Here is a 16,185-nt window from a genome sequence, read left to right as displayed (position 1 = left end):
GTTTTATTCACGTACCGAAGTTCGCTACTAAAAACTTTGTTGATTACGTTTTGCTTGTTCAGTTTTCAAGGTTCATGTTGTTAGTTACTGTTTAAGTAACTTTTTATACTTTAACATGTTGTTAACTTATTGTCAACACTTTGTTTAGTTTTTGTTTTGTTGTTCGTTTGTTCTCGTAACAACGTGATTAAATATACCATCGCAAAAAATAGTTTGCAAGGGTTTTATTAAAGTAAAACTATTCAGTTTATAATAAAACAAGTTTCTTCTATATTAATAGTAAAGTTCAAATGAACGAAAAAAAGCGCCACCTATCAGAAAGTTTAGTGGCGCTTCTATCATTAAAATTATCGAACCCAGATAAAGTATGCAAGGAAGACAAAGAATAATCCGTACATCATAGGGTGAATTTCTTTTTTACGACCTGCTAAAAGCATTGTCACTGGATAAAATACAAAACCAATTGCGATACCAGTTGCAATTGAATAACCAAGAGGCATCATTAATATTGTAAAGAATGCCGGTACTGCAATTTCGAATTTATCCCAATCAATTAAACGTAAAGACGATACCATTAATACACCTACGATAACAAGTGCCGGGGCTGTTACTGCAGGAGTTACAACAGCAAGTAATGGTGAGAAAAATAATGCTATTAGGAATAATACAGCCGTTACAACTGCAGCAAAACCTGAACGAGCACCCGCAGCTACACCTGAAGTTGATTCCACATAAGCAGTAGTAGTTGAAGTACCGAACAAAGAACCGATTGTTGTTGCAAGTGCATCAGCCATTAAGGCACGGCTTGCACGTGGTAATTTGTCGTCCTTTACCAATCCAGCTTGTGTTGCCACTGCCATTAATGTACCCGCTGTATCGAAGAAGTCAACGAATAAAAATGTTAACACTACAACTAAAAATTTTACGTTTAGTAAAGAATCAAAGTCATTAAAAATTGGGTTAAGTGCAACCATAAAAGTTGAATCTACACTTGGAATCGCCGAAACAACTGCTTCTGGTGGTGTAATTACACCAGTAATCATACCAACGATTGCAGTGATAACCATCCCTAAGAAGATACCGATACTACGGAATTTAATGATTAGGATGACTGAAAGAATAATACCGAATACTGCTAATAATGTTGAACCTGTAAATGACCCTAATGTAACTAAAGTTGCCGGACTATCTTCAATAATGCCAGCACCCTGTAAGCCAACAAATGTAATAAATAAACCAATACCAGCTGATACTGCATATTTGAGTTGAGCTGGTATTGCATTAATAACTGTTTCACGAATACCTGTCAATGAAAGGATAATGAAAATAATCCCTGAAAAAAATACGCCTGTTAACCCTGTTTGCCATGGGATACCATATGCTCCTACCACAGTAAAAGCGAAAAATGCATTAAGTCCCATACCAGGAGCTAATGAAATTGGGAACTTAGCAAAAATCCCCATAATAAGCGAACCTACTGCTGCCGCTAATGCCGTAGCAACAAAAACTGCACCTGTATCCATACCCGCATTACTTAAGATATTCGGGTTAACTGCTAAGATATAAGCCATAGCAAGGAAAGTAGTAATACCACCGATTATTTCGCGACGGTAATTCGTGCCCAGCTCATCGAACATGAAATACTTTTTCATTATTAAAAAATCCTCCGTGTTGTCGTCTTCAATATCGAAAACAAAAAAAGACACACTGACTATTCTACTAGTCGCATGTCTACGATACATTTCATCACATCTATTGTGTGAAATTTATTAGTGTCTATACATTCGTATAACACTAAATCGTAGTCAAGTTATTTACGGTAACTTGGTAGAAACTCACGGGCCTTATCCCCGACATTATACGACGACTTATTTAATTTACATTTGTAATATATCATTTCATTTTTCAGATTTCAAGCCTATTTCCGAACATTTCATATAAATAAAATGCGAAAGTTCGTGTAAAATACTAATTTAATGTTCATGTTTTATAAAAACATCACAAAAACGTAGAAAAGAACCCTTTTGCAAGACTACGTTTTTCTTCAAATTTTTATCTTGTCTCAATGATTATTAGTATAAACTCTTAATAAACACTATATTTAATACCAATCCGAAGTCCAAAACCTTTTAAATTGACATCTAGTAGATTGAACTAATACTGTTTCCCCTAGTATTACAAACTTTTAAATTTAATATTCAAGGAAGCCCATGACTTTTCCTAATATGTATACGTCCCTATCCCCTGTTTTATTTTAAAAACCATTGACATTCAAATTAGTAGTCATAAAAAAACTCCCCTTTATTTGCATATAACGCAAATAAAAGAGAGTTTTTTTCACTCAATTGTTGCAAGAACAATCAAGGCTGCTAAAGCATTTTAAAACGTAAATATCTAGATTATTCCCACTCAATCGTTGCTGGTGGCTTAGATGTAATATCATACAGCACGCGGTTTACGTGTTTTACTTCGTTAACTAGGCGTACAGAAATTTTTTCTAATACATCCCAAGGGATACGTGCCCAGTCAGAAGTCATACCGTCGATAGATGTTACTGCACGGATACCGATTGCGTAGTCATACGTACGTGCATCGCCCATTACGCCAACTGAACGGATATCAGGTAATACAGTGAAGTATTGCCAAATGTCGCGATCTAGACCTGCTTTTGCGATTTCTTCACGTAAAATGAAATCAGATTCACGCACAATTTCAAGTTTTTCTTCTGTTACTTCACCAAGTACACGGATACCTAGACCAGGACCTGGGAATGGTTGACGCCACACGATTTTCTCATCTAGACCAAGCTCTAGACCTAAAGCACGCACTTCGTCTTTAAATAGTGTTTTTAGTGGTTCAATTAGTTTGAACTGCATGTCTTCTGGCAGACCGCCTACATTATGGTGAGATTTAATTGTTTGAGCAGTTGTTGTACCCGATTCAATAATGTCTGTATATAACGTACCTTGTGCTAGGAAATCCATACCTTCCAGTTTCGATGCTTCTTCATCGAATACGTAAATAAATTCGTTACCGATAATTTTACGTTTTTTCTCTGGATCAGAAACACCCGCAAGTTTGTCCATGAAACGTTGGCGTGCATCGATTTTGATAAGGTTCATATCGAAATCTTCCGTGAATGTTTTCATAACCTGAGCAACTTCCCCTTTACGGTTTAAGTTGTGGTCTACGAACATACAAGTAAGTTGGTCACCGATTGCTTTATGAATTAGTACCGCAACAACCGAAGAATCCACACCACCAGAAAGGGCACATAATACTTTTTTGTCGCCAACTGTTTCGCGAATTTTAGCAATTTCAAGCTCGATAAAGTTCGCCATTGACCAATCACCTTTAGCGCCGCAAATATCGAATACAAATTGACGTAGTAAGTCATTGCCATATACAGAGTGACGAACTTCTGGGTGGAATTGTACTGCATATAGTTTGCGTTCTACGTTCGCCATTGCAGCGATCGGACAAGCAGCACTTGTTGCGATAACTTCAAAGCCCGCAGGTACTTCTGTTACATGGTCGCCATGGCTCATCCATACGATTTGTTCAGTTGGTAAATCACCAAATAATTTGTTAGCAACTGTTACTTGTACTTCTGCTTTACCGTATTCACGTGTTTCAGCACCTTCAACTTTACCGCCTTGCGTATAAGCCATTAATTGCATACCATAGCAAATTCCTAAGATTGGTAAGCCTAATTCAAAAATAGCCGGATCTACATGGAAGGCATTTTCATCATAAACTGAGTTTGGACCACCTGAAAAGATGATACCTGCTGCGTTCATGCCTTTAATTTCTTCTGCTGTAATTGTGTGAGGATGCAATTCACTAAACACACCAAATTCACGGATACGACGCGTAATTAATTGGTTAAATTGACTACCGAAGTCTAAAACAACGATTTTTTCTTGCTCTTTTAATAAAGGGCTTGCTGACAATATTTCCACCTCTTCTTCTATTTTTAAAGGATTTTTTCATATGTTCAAATAAAAACGCGTACGAAAGTAAAAAACTTCCTACGCGTCCATAAGTTCTTGAATTATAAAGGCGAATGCGTAGTAAAGAAAAGTGATTCTCTAAACTTCTCACCTAACCAAAACATTCACCTTCATAGAGAAATCATTTACGGTGATTTCGTAGAGACATCCGAACCCTATTTTCGAACTTATATGAAAGCAATCCTAATCATATATAATTTTTTTCATTTTACTCTTTGTACCCACTAAAATCAACTCATTGTGCGATTGATTAAATATTCCCAACTTTCTTTCAGTTTCACAAAATCAATGTCCTTGACATCATTGCCATAAATATGTTGCTCATACACCGCAGTTAGCTTTTGCATCTCAGTAGTCTCTAATGAGGCATCTACACGCTGCGCGAACGTCCTTAATGTCTCACCATCTTTTCGACGTAGGCCGATGCGTGATAATTGCTTCGTTAACACTTGATAAGAAGCATCAAAATTTGTCCAATCCGCTTCTTTTTTACGATAAGCACGCACCTGCATCTTAGGAATCCATGTTTTACGTTGCATAAATAGCATTAAACTCACAACAGCCACTAAAACAATAACAGATAACCATACGTATTTGTGTTTCTTTAACCACGTCCAAACGTCACTTAAGCTAAATGGAGAACTAGTCGTTGCTTTTTTTGTTTCCGGTTGTTGTTTTTGTGGTTGCTCTTTCGGTTCTTCCGGCTGTAACACTTCCTCTTGTTGCGATGGCTCATCTTGTAAATCATAATCGATATTAACAGTACCTGAAAAGCCAATTGTAGGTTCAAACTCAATCCAACCTGTCCCAGGGATATAAGCTTCTACCCACGAATGTGCATTATCATTTGTTACACGATACTCACGTTCACCACTTGATATTGGTCCCATATTGCCTGGCGCAAAACCCTTCACCCATCGTGCGGGGATACCTACTGAACGCAACAGTACAACCATTGAAGTAGAGAAGTTATCACAATAGCCAATTTTGGTATCAAATAAAAACTGATCAACATAATCTTGATTTGCTGCTGGGATAGCCGAAGCTGTTTTATCGTATCTAAAGCCACCTCTTGAAAAATAAGCTTCCACTGCCTTTACTTGTTCATACACTGTAGCTTTATCTTGTATCAAGTCTTCTGCTAAATCCTTTACTCGTTGCGGCAGCGTATTTGGTAGTTGTAAAAAGCGATTTAAATCCGGATCTAACGTTTCAAGCATCGATGGCTCCGATAAGCGAAGTTGCTGCATGCTATAGTTTGGTTCACTATAAGCTATCGTATAATTAGATAGTAATTTAACATCTCCATTTTGTTGCTTTGTCAAAATTTTTTCCGTTTGCGCATTCTGAATAAGTACTGTAGGATCTTCTGTTGAAATGTATTGCATGCCATATGTTTGAATTAAAAATGGCATAGGAACCATAATATCCATCTGAATTTCACGTTCATTTTCAGGAGGTCCCACCTGAAGTGAAGTAGCAATTAAGCTATTATCTTGATAAATCGCTTCTTCAAAATTGCCATTAGAGTGAATCCAGCCCTTGGAGGTATAGGTGTCCTTTGTATCGATACGCCAATAATGTCGGTCACGAGAACTAGCGGTAAAAATGAGTGTATCATCACCTTTGAACGGCCCCCCCAACTGACTATCATCCTCACTATAGCCAACCGATCTTTTACCTGTTCCTGATTCTCCTTGCCCCGTAACACTTTGGATAAATGGAACTGGGTCCGCCCATGTTGGTCCCCCTTTTGGTAAAAAGAAGGCTACTAAACTTACAATCATTACGGAAACAATCATTGGTATAACGAGTTTCCACTTCCCTACTGCATCACTTGGCGTATCTGTTTGAAGCCACAAACGCTTGACAAATAACACCCCTGTCATGATAAGACCAAGTACAACAACTTTAACGATTGCCACTTTCCCGTCATAATCACTAAATGTATCTAGTGTAGCGATGAAAAAAACGGTCAACAAGAAGAAATAGAAAATATTCTTGTGCACAGTAATCCAGTGGTGAATTAGGTATATTAGCATCCAAATAAGCGCAAGAAATAGTACAGTTCTAAACGAATCGGAGACTTGTCCAAAGTTCCCAGCAAGAATGGTTGCCGTATTCACTTTCAATTCATTTATTAAAAATGGTAGGGTCTCTCCAGATAACACAGGGCTACCGCTATACACAAATACAATAAACCAAGTAATGTAGCCAAGTTTCACAGGCCCCGACAACAACGGATGGACATCAAATAAACTAAGTACAAGCGCTAAGCCAATAAACACTAAAAACAAATGGATTAGACTCGTATTCGTTAACTCCATTACTGGTACGAGCCATTCACGTAAAATAAAGAAAATAACAACGTATGCAATTGCTAATTCCACAAAATTTCCTAGTGGTTTTTTCACGGCTTCACCACCTCCGTGAACAAGTGATAATACTCTGTTGGATCAACATGCACAATTTGAATTTGTTTATATCGTTTTGCTATATCTGTCTGTTTTGGCGGTTGTTCTGCGACTACAAAACAAATACAGTATTTCACTGCATTGGCAAGACTATGTAGTAAATCATCCGATATTTCGTTCGTAACAAATAACAGTGATGCACCCTGCTTAAAGCTTTGCTGATTACGTAATTGAAATTCAGCATTTTTGATAGGTTTTATTGCAGCTAAATGACGCATAACTTGATCTAGTTGCTTTTCACTTTGAATGAATGGGAACACCTTCGTTTTTGGCCCTGTTGAAACAAAAGAAATATCTCCACGTCCTCGCACAATCGTTTGTAACATGGAAGCAGCAAGCTCAACCTTGTCTTCAAATAAAGGAGAAGCCTCCATATGAAGCACTAACAACAATTCCTGAGACTGACGATCTTCAAATTCTTTTGACTGCAGTGTTTGAGTTTTCGCAAAAGATTTCCAATGAATCCAAGAAAAACGATCACCTGGCACGTACTCGCGTAAACCTACTGCCATTGATGTATCCTTCACAACCGAATAAGGTGACATCATTGTGCCAATATCTAATTTCGTTTGTAGTGCAGCGTATACCATTTCTCTTACCTTTGGGTACACTAAAACGATTTGTTCTCTTTCTATTACTCTGCGCTTCTTTGCCCATCCAAAAAAATCACTAAAGACAATGGTTGCACCTAAATATCGATGTTCCCCACGTGGTAAACTTTCAAGTGTATAATTCCAAGTAAACTTTTTCGCAAAGCCAACAAATTTAATAACATTTGTGCCTAGTACTTTTGATTGGACAAGTGATTCGCTGTTAACAAGCTCCTCCATCATCATATAAACAAAAGGAAAGCGTGTTTTTCGCTCTAAGCTTATTGTCACTTTCACTGATTGGCCACTTTCTACATGTGAAGGTTCAATTTTACGTTCTATCCCCACTATCTCTTCCCTTACTAGTAAAAAAATAAAGGCATATAGCAAAAATGGACTAACGGTAAAAAATACAAACCAGCTAACAAAGCCCCCTTGGAACATCGCATAACAGAACGTTATTAGCATCAGTAAACTCACTAATAGGAAATGTTTACTTTTCTCAAATAGAGCTCGCCACTTTTTCATTGCTCTGCAAACCTCTTTGTGGGCACAGGCGTTTTCGCAATAATCCGTTCAATAATTTCCTCGCATGTTACATTATCATAGCGCGCATCAGGCTTTAGTGTTATACGGTGGCTAAAGACAAAAGGTACTAGATACTGCACATCATCTGGTGTCACAAAACTACGCCCTTTTATAAACGCATATGCCTGGGATGCCTTCATTAAAGCAATTGTCGCACGTGGACTAACCCCTAAATGAACATAGCTATTGTCCCTCGTTTGCGTAGCCAGCTCAACCATATAATTTTTAACTGAATCTTCAACGTAGACACCTTGGACAAGCTCCTGCAATTCAATTAATTGTGCCACCGATAGTACAGCATCAATCTTTTCAATTGGCTTTCCATTTTCTGCTCGGCGTAGTATTTCTACCTCTTGACTTCTTGACGGATAACCCATTTTTATTTTTAGTAAAAATCGATCTAACTGTGCCTCTGGTAGTGGATAAGTTCCTTCATGTTCAATAGGGTTTTGGGTAGCCATTACAAAAAATGGCTGAGATATTTTTAGCGTATTACCATCAATAGTGACAGAAGCTTCTTCCATTCCCTCCAATAAAGCTGATTGTGTTTTCGGAGATGTTCGATTAATTTCATCTGCTAACACGACATCGCCCATAATTGGACCTGGTCGAAATTCAAATTCCATTGTTTTGGGATTGTATATAGATACACCTACAACATCAGACGGCAATAAATCAGGTGTGAACTGAATACGTTTAAACTGTGCATCAAAAGATTTTGCAAGTGCGCGCACCATCATTGTCTTACCAACACCTGGCACGTCTTCTAATAGTACATGCCCCCTTGCGAGCAATGCCACTATACTTAGTTCTGCTACTTCCCTTTTCCCAATCATCACTTTTTCTATGTTCTCTAGTACAGTTTGTATTTGTGCATTCATAAATTAAAATACCTCCTTATTTCATCAAACAATTGTGTGAATTGCACGATAACTTGATTTAAGCATAACGAAAACTTCATAGTAACACAATTATCTGGAATTCCTATCATTTGGATAATATATATTTAGCTATTTTATTTAGTCCATTATGGGCATTATTCCCTTTTCTTATTCGTGATTTTTTATGGATGAAGATTCATGGCCGCCCTTTAAAGCTCATTAAAAAAGGCTTGTCTGAAGTTTTTTCAAACAAGCCCACCTACTACTATATAACGACATTATCTATCAAAACGTTACAAATTTAATTTTTTTAGCCATAATTTTTCTAAAGTAGTGCAATTTTCTTCTGCGAGGATTTCTTTCAAGTCACCGGCAATTAATATTTCCCCTTCATGTAAAACCAGCACATCATCCGCTACCTCCTCTGCAAAGGCTAATAGATGCGTGGAGAATACTACTGTATAACCTTTTGCTTTTTCTTCTAACATCATTTTTTTCAGCTCAGCAATCCAGAAGGGGTCCAGACCATTTGTTGGTTCATCTAAAATAAGCAAGTGCCCATTCCCAAGTAAACTTTGTGCTAGGTTAAGACGCTGACGCATCCCCTTTGAAAATTGCTGAACCTTTTGTTTCTTCACATCCCATAATCCAACTCGTTTTAAGACCTTTTCCCGCTCATTTGGCCCTACTTTTTTTAACGAAGCGAGTAACTGTATAACTTCTGCTGCCGTTAGCATCGATGGAAAATCTATATCGTCCGGCATAAAACGAATGGCTTGTCGCTCCCGCCAAATAAGCTCCCCAGCCTTTTGTTTTTCTTGACCAGTTATAAGACGAATAAGTGTACTTTTACCCGCACCATTACCGCCAGCAAGTGCCAAAATACGTCCTGCCCGTACAGAAAAGGACGCTTTTTTTAGACCTTTATTATTTTCATATACATTCGATAAATCTTTCACCTCAAGTAACATTAACGTTTCCCTCTTTTCTGTAGTAGCTTATTTGCACATAGTAACGGTATAGTTACCCAAAGAAATGTTACTGCCCCATAGACTATATAACCTAAATAGGACGAGTAAAACTGTGTAACTCCATAAAACGCAGGTCCAAGTACACTCGCTTGATCAGAAAAAATGAAGTAACCAAAGCGTAGCCATTCTGCGGGATTAATGTGTATTACGATAACCGTTAGCTTTTGTAAAATATGCCCTGCAACTACAGTACCAATCGCCATTAATGCGTAGGATAAAAGCAATAAAAAAAACGACCATAAAACAAGTGACAAAGACAGCGCAAATAATCTTGTTTTTGCAAACGCCCCAATGACAATTGCTAGAGATGCGAATATCACAATACACATTAACGTCAACGTAATAAAGATCAGTGGTAAACGCACGCCACCAAGAAATCCTCCAAGTGCCAACACAACGCCGAACGCTACTACAACAACTAATACAAAAGCACAAACAGCTGCCATATACTTTCCGACAATGTATTGTGCCCTTGTCATGGGATATGTCTTTAATAAAGAAAACCAGCCCGATTCTATATCACCAGCAACACTCATGCTACCAATTGTTAAAATAAATAGCGGTAATAAAAATAGTAATACATTTAAAAATGAAGCTGTTTGGCGCGTGAAACCTTCAACATCAGGTAACGCCATTTGCTGAATGACGATAATAGCTGTAAAAACGAATGTAAACAGCAAACCTACTAGTTGCATCCACCGACTTCTCAACATCTGCTTCAATTCAAGCTTCATGAGCATACTGTGCATCATTGGTGAATCCCCCAATTAAAATCCTGTAAATCTTTATAAACAAGAACCTGACCATCTCCTTCGGTAGTCATCCATTTATCTGCTGTATCCTTCGTTTTAAAAGCCAATACACCATAATTCATGGGGGTCCAATACTCTTTGCTGTAAACAAACGTCGCCTTAAAAACATCAATCCACTCATTTTCCGTCGAATCCTTGATAAATGCAGCGCCAATCTCTTCATCTCCATTGGCATCAATATATTCCATTAGACACCCTAGATCATCAAACATTTCATAATCGCCATTCTTTAAAACAATTTGCCCTGCATACTTATTGTGAACAATACTCATATTGCAAATTTTGCAAACATCCGTTTCACCAACAATTTCACGTGGTTCATACGCTTTTTCATTACAGCCAACTAATAATACGCACCACACAACAACAATTAGTATCCATTTTTTCATTCCATCATTCCTCTTCTCCATAGCCAGACACTAGCGATTATAATGAGAAAACCTAGTAATAACTGTTTAATATTTGTTCTGCTCTTTTCCGTTATTTGGTCCATCATTAGCTTCGGCGTAACATCCACGAGTACCGACTTTTCGGTTTTATTTATTTGCTGATCCAGGGAAGTGAGTAAAACCACGCTAGGTGATGCCACAAAATATTGATATACAGGCTGACGCACCATCCACTGTCCAAAACTTGACACAGCCACATATGGAACGTCACCCATACCGTCATTCTCTAAATCAATGCCCGCGTAATCATCATAATAATTATTCGATAGTAAAAAGCCTTGATGATCTGAGCGTGCCGTTAAGATATTGCCTGTAAATTGATTATTCGTCACCTTTGAATGGCCATCTACCTTCGTTCCCTCGAGTGCCGTTTGATTCATTTGAAAATCATTACTCGCTATGTGAATACCTGTACTTTTTTGCAACGCCACACCTGTTCGATTGTTCTTAATTGTATTTAGCTCAACAACCGCTTGCTGTACGTCATATAACAACATACTGTAACTATTTAAACCGTTGTGGTTTGCTAGATGATTGCCCTTGATAGAAATGTTGCTTGTCATCATAATCATGAGCCCCGTAACATTATTTTGATATGTATTATGAAACGCCTGTGCATTACTTGAATACATAAAATGCATCCCGTAACGGCTGTTCGCTATTGTGTTATTTTGTACACGTATATTCTTCACTTCTTCCACGTAAATCCCATCCTGTACATGGTTTATGTTCGCGTCCTCTACCACAACATCTTCACTCTGAAAAATCGCTAGTCCATTGCCCTTTTTCGAATAATGCGCCTGTTTACCAGTCACTTCAATGTGTTGGATACGCACATTTTTCGAGCGTTGAATATGCACACCCGCATGAATATCCTTCATTTTTAGATGCCGCAGCTCTAGACCGTCTACATCACTTGCCACAATTGCTTGTTTTGTTCCCGATAACGTCATATTCTCTATCGTCACCTTAGTGGAACCGTCAATACGAAGCACCGGCTCGTTCCCAAGTGCGACAAGTTCAGTCCCTTGTTCACCACGCAGTGTTATTTTTTTTGTTAAAACAAAGTTACCTTTGTAATGTCCAGTAGGGATGGAAATTATTGCTCCAGGTTTTGCTGCATCAATGGCTTCTTGCACATCAAAATCTGCATAGACCGTCTGGCTCATAACTAGAAAAAACAATAAGACACTGCTTATTTTCTTCACTATACCACTACCTCCCAGTTCAGCCTGAAAAGACTAGAGGAATCCCCTAGCCTTCCAGTATTAGTGATTATGATCATGACCTTCTTCATGATTCTTCTCTTCCATTTGCATTGGCTCCACTTCACCATTTGCTTCTTTTTCTTGCATTTTCTTTTTGCGGCGCTCTAGTGCATCATCTTTTATTTTTTGTAATTTTTCTACATACGCTTTAGGATGTTCAGTGATATATTTATCTGCATGTGCTTTATCAGTGAAATAAATATACCCCCAGTTCATCGGTGATTTCAGCTCCGTTTTGACGATTGTGACATCCTCAACCTTTGCCCAGTCCTTCGTAATGTAATCACGAACAAACTTTTCATTTGTTTCTTCATTTGCTACCTCTGCATTTAATAAGCAACCGATGTCATCATAAAAAGCAATCGTCCCATCCTCTTTAATCGCTTGTGTAGAAAAAACGCCCATATCATGATCCTTCATATATACTTTCATATTACACATCTCACAAACAGTATCTTCTTTCGGTTCTTGTAACCGCGGATCAGCCAACGAAGCAACTTGCACAGAATTATCCTGCATTTCTGATTTATTTCCCCCTACCTCTTGCTTAGTTTCATCTTCCTTTACTTGCGTTTTTTCTGTACCACATGCTCCTAGTAATAGTAAAATCGCTAGTACAGGTATCCATAATTTTTTCACAACTGCTTCCCCCAAATCTTTTTTCTGTTGCAAATAATACATTACAGATAAGTTGTGAAATAAGATGAAAATCCCTGTGAAGAATTGGAAAAATCTTCTTGAATAATTATTGAACGTCTCGAAATCAAGGTTTTGTTGGGTTATTTAGTGAATGGACATTTGTTCGAGTATTCGATTATGGGTTTTAGCTAAACCGATTTTACGTTGGGGGACGTGGGGGGAGCCGAGCGATACACAGGCTCACCCGAGCGTTTCTGCGCGGGACCTGAGCGATACACGGACTTACCTGAGCGTTCGCGTGCGTTTCCTGAGCGATACACGGACTTACCCGAGCGTTCGCGTGCGTTTCCTGAGCGATACGAAGCCTCACTCGAGTGGTCACTCTGCTTTTTTGAAAACACAAAAACCCCCACCACCATAAATGGTAGAGAGGGTCAATTTCACGGACGGTTATATAGAAGAGAGGTAACTAGTGAGACGCTTCTTTTGCTTGCTTATTCGACTTAATTTTATAGCGGTTTCAGATAGCTCATTACGGATTTGCAGATCGCTACCGCTGTCAACGTAAGCAACTTCTATTTTATTTAGACCGTGTTGCTTCATTTGTTTATTAATAAGCGGCTGTTTATTTTCCTTATTTTTACTCATGCTCTGTCTAAATTTTTGTTTCGGATTCTGTCCGAAATTATGGCTAATGTCACCTGCATGCAAATACTGCTGTTCATTACGAAAAGTACTGTTTGTCGTTGCACTTACTCTAGAAGTCCTCAAAATAATTACCCCCCTTTTCTTTTTATCAGCTTTATAGGTATTTATATCGACATTATATGCTCGAAATCAAGCAAACAGAACCAATTACATAAAAAAAAGTAGAAAAGAACTGTTCCGCATAGTGTATAATCACACTTTTGGTCAGCTCTTTTCCCATGAACTTATTTTATTGCCAAAAATCATCAAAAATTGTGATTGGCATATGGCGTTTATGTTGTGATCGTAAATAATGCCCTTCTAGCTTTTCACGTGCCTCTTTAGGAATTTCCTTTCCCTCTAAATAATCATCAATTTGATCATAAGTCAGACCTAAGGCCACTTCGTCTGGTAATGATGGACGATTTTCCTCTAAATCTGCTGTTGGTACTTTTAAATACAGATGCTGTGGGCAATCTAACGCCGCCAATAAATGCTTACCTTGACGTTTGTTAAGACGATAAATCGGCATTAAATCTGCTCCACCATCACCGAATTTTGTATAAAAACCAGTGATTGCCTCTGCCGCATGATCTGTTCCTAAAACGACAGCGCTTTTCATCGCAGCAATAGAAAACTGTACCTTCATTCGTTCACGTGCTTTTTCATTCCCTTTTGCAAAATCACTTAGCTCCACATCAGCAGTTGCTAATGCACGGACACTGGCATCAACCGATTCTTTGATGTTTACTGTATAGGTTTTCGAAGGTTTTATATAATCAATGGCATCCTGACAGTCCTGTTCATCTGCTTGTACGCCATACGGTAAACGAACTGCCCAAAACGAATATTTCACTTCTCCTGCCTCTGCATTTAATTCATCAACCGCGAGTTGTGTTAGTTTTCCTGTCAAAGTAGAGTCTTGTCCACCTGATATACCAAGTACAAAACCTTTTATAAAGCTATATTTACGGGCGTATGCTTTCAAAAAATCAACGGATTTTCGAATTTCTTCTTGTGCATCAATTGACGGTAATACACGTAATTCCTGAATGATTTGTTGCTGTAAAGTCATATCGCTTTCCACTCCTTACTCTTTCACAATTCTATTGACCATATCCCGAACTTCTTCAATATTACGCATCTTATTATCCCAACATTTTTGGCTTAAATCGACCGGATACTCCTCTGGATTCATGGAACGTTTATATTCATCCCATAGCAACTCCAAGTTCTCCGCAGCATAAGTACGCATTTCTTCTAAAGTAGGATTTTGATAGCGAACTTCCCCATTTTTAATAACAAGTTGATGTAAATTTTTCGCTTCAAAGTTCGTCACAAACTTCGATACAAATGTATGCACCGGGTGGAACATTTTAATGCGTTCTTGGGATTGAGGGTCCTCATCATGCATCGTAATATAGTCTCCCTCTGCCTTGCCATTTTTCCGATCGATAATGCGATATAAATTTTTGAGGCCTGGTGTCGATACTTTTTCAGCATTTGCAGAAATTTTAATCGTATCTTCTAACCGACCATCATCATTTTCAATAGCAACCATTTTATAAACAGCCCCTAATGCAGGTTGATCGTAAGCCGTTATAAGCTTTGTACCTATTCCCCATACATCCACACGTGCGTCTTGCGCCTTTAAGTTCAAAATCGTGTATTCGTCGAGATCATTGGAAACCACGATTTTCACATCATGGAAGCCAGCTTCATCCAGCATACGGCGTGCCTCCTTAGACAAGAAAGCAATATCACCGCTATCTAAGCGAATACCAACAAAATTAATTTTATCACCAAGTTCCTTCGCTACTTTAATCGCTGATGGCACACCTGATTTCAATGTGTTGTAAGTATCCACTAAGAATACACAATCACGGTGACGTTTAGCATAAGCATGAAAGGCATCGTAATCATTTTTATACGCCTGCACAAGCGCATGCGCATGTGTGCCCGATACAGGAATGTTAAATAATTTACCTGCACGAACGTTACTAGTAGATGCAAAACCACCGATGAAGGCCGCACGTGTTCCCCAAATAGCTGCATCCATTTCTTGCGCTCGACGTGTTCCAAATTCCATGGCCGTTTCATTTTTTACAATTTGCTTAATACGACTGGCCTTTGTTGCTATAAGGGTTTGATAGTTCACAATGTTTAGTAGCGCCGTTTCAATCAGTTGCGCCTCCACTAATGGTGCTTCAATGCGTACAATTGGTTCATTTGCGAAAACAAGTTCACCTTCCACCATTGAATACATATCCCCTGTAAATCGAACATTCTTTAAATAATCAATAAAGTCCTCTTTATAGCCAACCACTTCACGTAAATACGCAATATCTGAATCACTGAAGCGAAAATCTCGCAAATACTCGAGCATTCGCTCTAACCCTGCAAACACGGCATAGCCATTACCAAACGGTAATTTTCTAAAATATAATTCAAAAATTGCTTTTCTATTATGTATGCCATCAGCCCAATAGGACTCCGCCATATTGATTTGATATAAGTCTGTGTGCAACGCTAAGCTATCGTCAACATAGTTTGATCTCATAAGAAAACCCTTCTTCCGCTATCATAATTAGTCCTAGTATACACTATATACCCAAATTCTTGCGTTTAACATTCCAGAGAAATGATGTTAGATTTCCTCACATAAATAATCAGAAAATTTCGAATCGTACATATTTTAGACACAAATTTTAGCACCGCTTACATTCCTTAAATAATTAGCTTTTTTACAATTT

Annotated in this window: 13 protein-coding genes and 2 riboswitches; all 13 genes read right to left on the bottom strand. The window is 38.2% G+C overall.

The genetic code is table 11. The features are described from left to right. Positions 1-347: 347 nt before the first annotated feature. Positions 348-1,652, bottom strand: a complete 1,305-nt coding sequence (locus ACOMCU_RS23615; RefSeq protein ID WP_010857130.1) for an NCS2 family permease — start codon at positions 1,650-1,652, stop codon at positions 348-350. A 130-nt stretch (positions 1,653-1,782) separates the two neighbouring features. Then, a riboswitch (purine riboswitch) is annotated at positions 1,783-1,884 on the bottom strand. Between the two features lie 515 nt (positions 1,885-2,399). Then, positions 2,400-3,953 carry a glutamine-hydrolyzing GMP synthase gene (gene guaA, locus ACOMCU_RS23610; protein ID WP_010857129.1) on the bottom strand — a complete coding sequence of 518 codons (1,554 nt, stop codon included), beginning with the start codon at positions 3,951-3,953 and terminating at the stop codon, positions 2,400-2,402. 153 nt (positions 3,954-4,106) lie between these two features. Next, positions 4,107-4,208, bottom strand: a riboswitch (purine riboswitch). A 35-nt stretch (positions 4,209-4,243) separates the two neighbouring features. Next, positions 4,244-6,427: a transglutaminase TgpA family protein gene (locus ACOMCU_RS23605; RefSeq protein WP_010857128.1), complete on the bottom strand. Its 2,184-nt coding sequence runs from the start codon at positions 6,425-6,427 to the stop codon at positions 4,244-4,246. Continuing rightward, on the bottom strand, positions 6,424-7,605 hold the full coding sequence (locus tag ACOMCU_RS23600) for a DUF58 domain-containing protein (protein ID WP_421051597.1): 1,182 nt from the start codon (positions 7,603-7,605) through the stop codon (positions 6,424-6,426). Before ACOMCU_RS23600 ends, ACOMCU_RS23605 begins: the two co-directional genes overlap by 4 nt. Next, the gene (locus ACOMCU_RS23595) at positions 7,602-8,546 is read right to left on the bottom strand and encodes an AAA family ATPase (protein ID WP_421051596.1); all 945 of its coding nucleotides are present in this window, start codon (positions 8,544-8,546) and stop codon (positions 7,602-7,604) included. Before ACOMCU_RS23595 ends, ACOMCU_RS23600 begins: the two co-directional genes overlap by 4 nt. 293 nt (positions 8,547-8,839) lie before the next feature. Then, the gene (locus ACOMCU_RS23590; RefSeq protein WP_421051595.1) at positions 8,840-9,517 is read right to left on the bottom strand and encodes an ABC transporter ATP-binding protein; all 678 of its coding nucleotides are present in this window, start codon (positions 9,515-9,517) and stop codon (positions 8,840-8,842) included. Continuing rightward, positions 9,517-10,329 carry an ABC transporter permease gene (locus ACOMCU_RS23585; RefSeq protein WP_010857123.1) on the bottom strand — a complete coding sequence of 271 codons (813 nt, stop codon included), beginning with the start codon at positions 10,327-10,329 and terminating at the stop codon, positions 9,517-9,519. Before ACOMCU_RS23585 ends, ACOMCU_RS23590 begins: the two co-directional genes overlap by 1 nt. Continuing rightward, on the bottom strand, positions 10,326-10,778 hold the full coding sequence (locus tag ACOMCU_RS23580; RefSeq protein WP_421051594.1) for a nitrous oxide reductase accessory protein NosL: 453 nt from the start codon (positions 10,776-10,778) through the stop codon (positions 10,326-10,328). Before ACOMCU_RS23580 ends, ACOMCU_RS23585 begins: the two co-directional genes overlap by 4 nt. Beyond that, the gene (locus ACOMCU_RS23575) at positions 10,775-12,046 is read right to left on the bottom strand and encodes a right-handed parallel beta-helix repeat-containing protein (protein ID WP_421051593.1); all 1,272 of its coding nucleotides are present in this window, start codon (positions 12,044-12,046) and stop codon (positions 10,775-10,777) included. Before ACOMCU_RS23575 ends, ACOMCU_RS23580 begins: the two co-directional genes overlap by 4 nt. A 60-nt stretch (positions 12,047-12,106) precedes the next feature. Further along, positions 12,107-12,745, bottom strand: a complete 639-nt coding sequence (locus tag ACOMCU_RS23570) for a nitrous oxide reductase accessory protein NosL (RefSeq protein ID WP_010857120.1) — start codon at positions 12,743-12,745, stop codon at positions 12,107-12,109. Between the two features lie 450 nt (positions 12,746-13,195). Beyond that, entirely contained in the window at positions 13,196-13,516 is a 321-nt protein-coding gene (locus ACOMCU_RS23565) for a hypothetical protein (RefSeq protein ID WP_010857119.1), read from the bottom strand. 166 nt (positions 13,517-13,682) lie between these two features. Further along, positions 13,683-14,507, bottom strand: coding sequence for an ammonia-dependent NAD(+) synthetase (gene nadE / locus ACOMCU_RS23560; protein WP_010857118.1), 825 nt, complete (start codon positions 14,505-14,507; stop codon positions 13,683-13,685). A gap of 15 nt (positions 14,508-14,522) precedes the next feature. Then, positions 14,523-15,992 (bottom strand): nicotinate phosphoribosyltransferase, encoded by a 1,470-nt coding sequence (locus ACOMCU_RS23555; RefSeq protein WP_010857117.1) that lies wholly within the window; start codon positions 15,990-15,992, stop codon positions 14,523-14,525. Positions 15,993-16,185: the final 193 nt, after the last annotated feature.

Origin of the sequence: Lysinibacillus sp. UGB7, assembly GCF_049058285.1 — a bacterium.
Lineage (GTDB): Bacteria > Bacillota > Bacilli > Bacillales_A > Planococcaceae > Lysinibacillus > Lysinibacillus sphaericus_B.
Note: the sequence above shows the minus strand (reverse complement) of the source record. Positions and strands in the feature narration are given on the sequence as shown.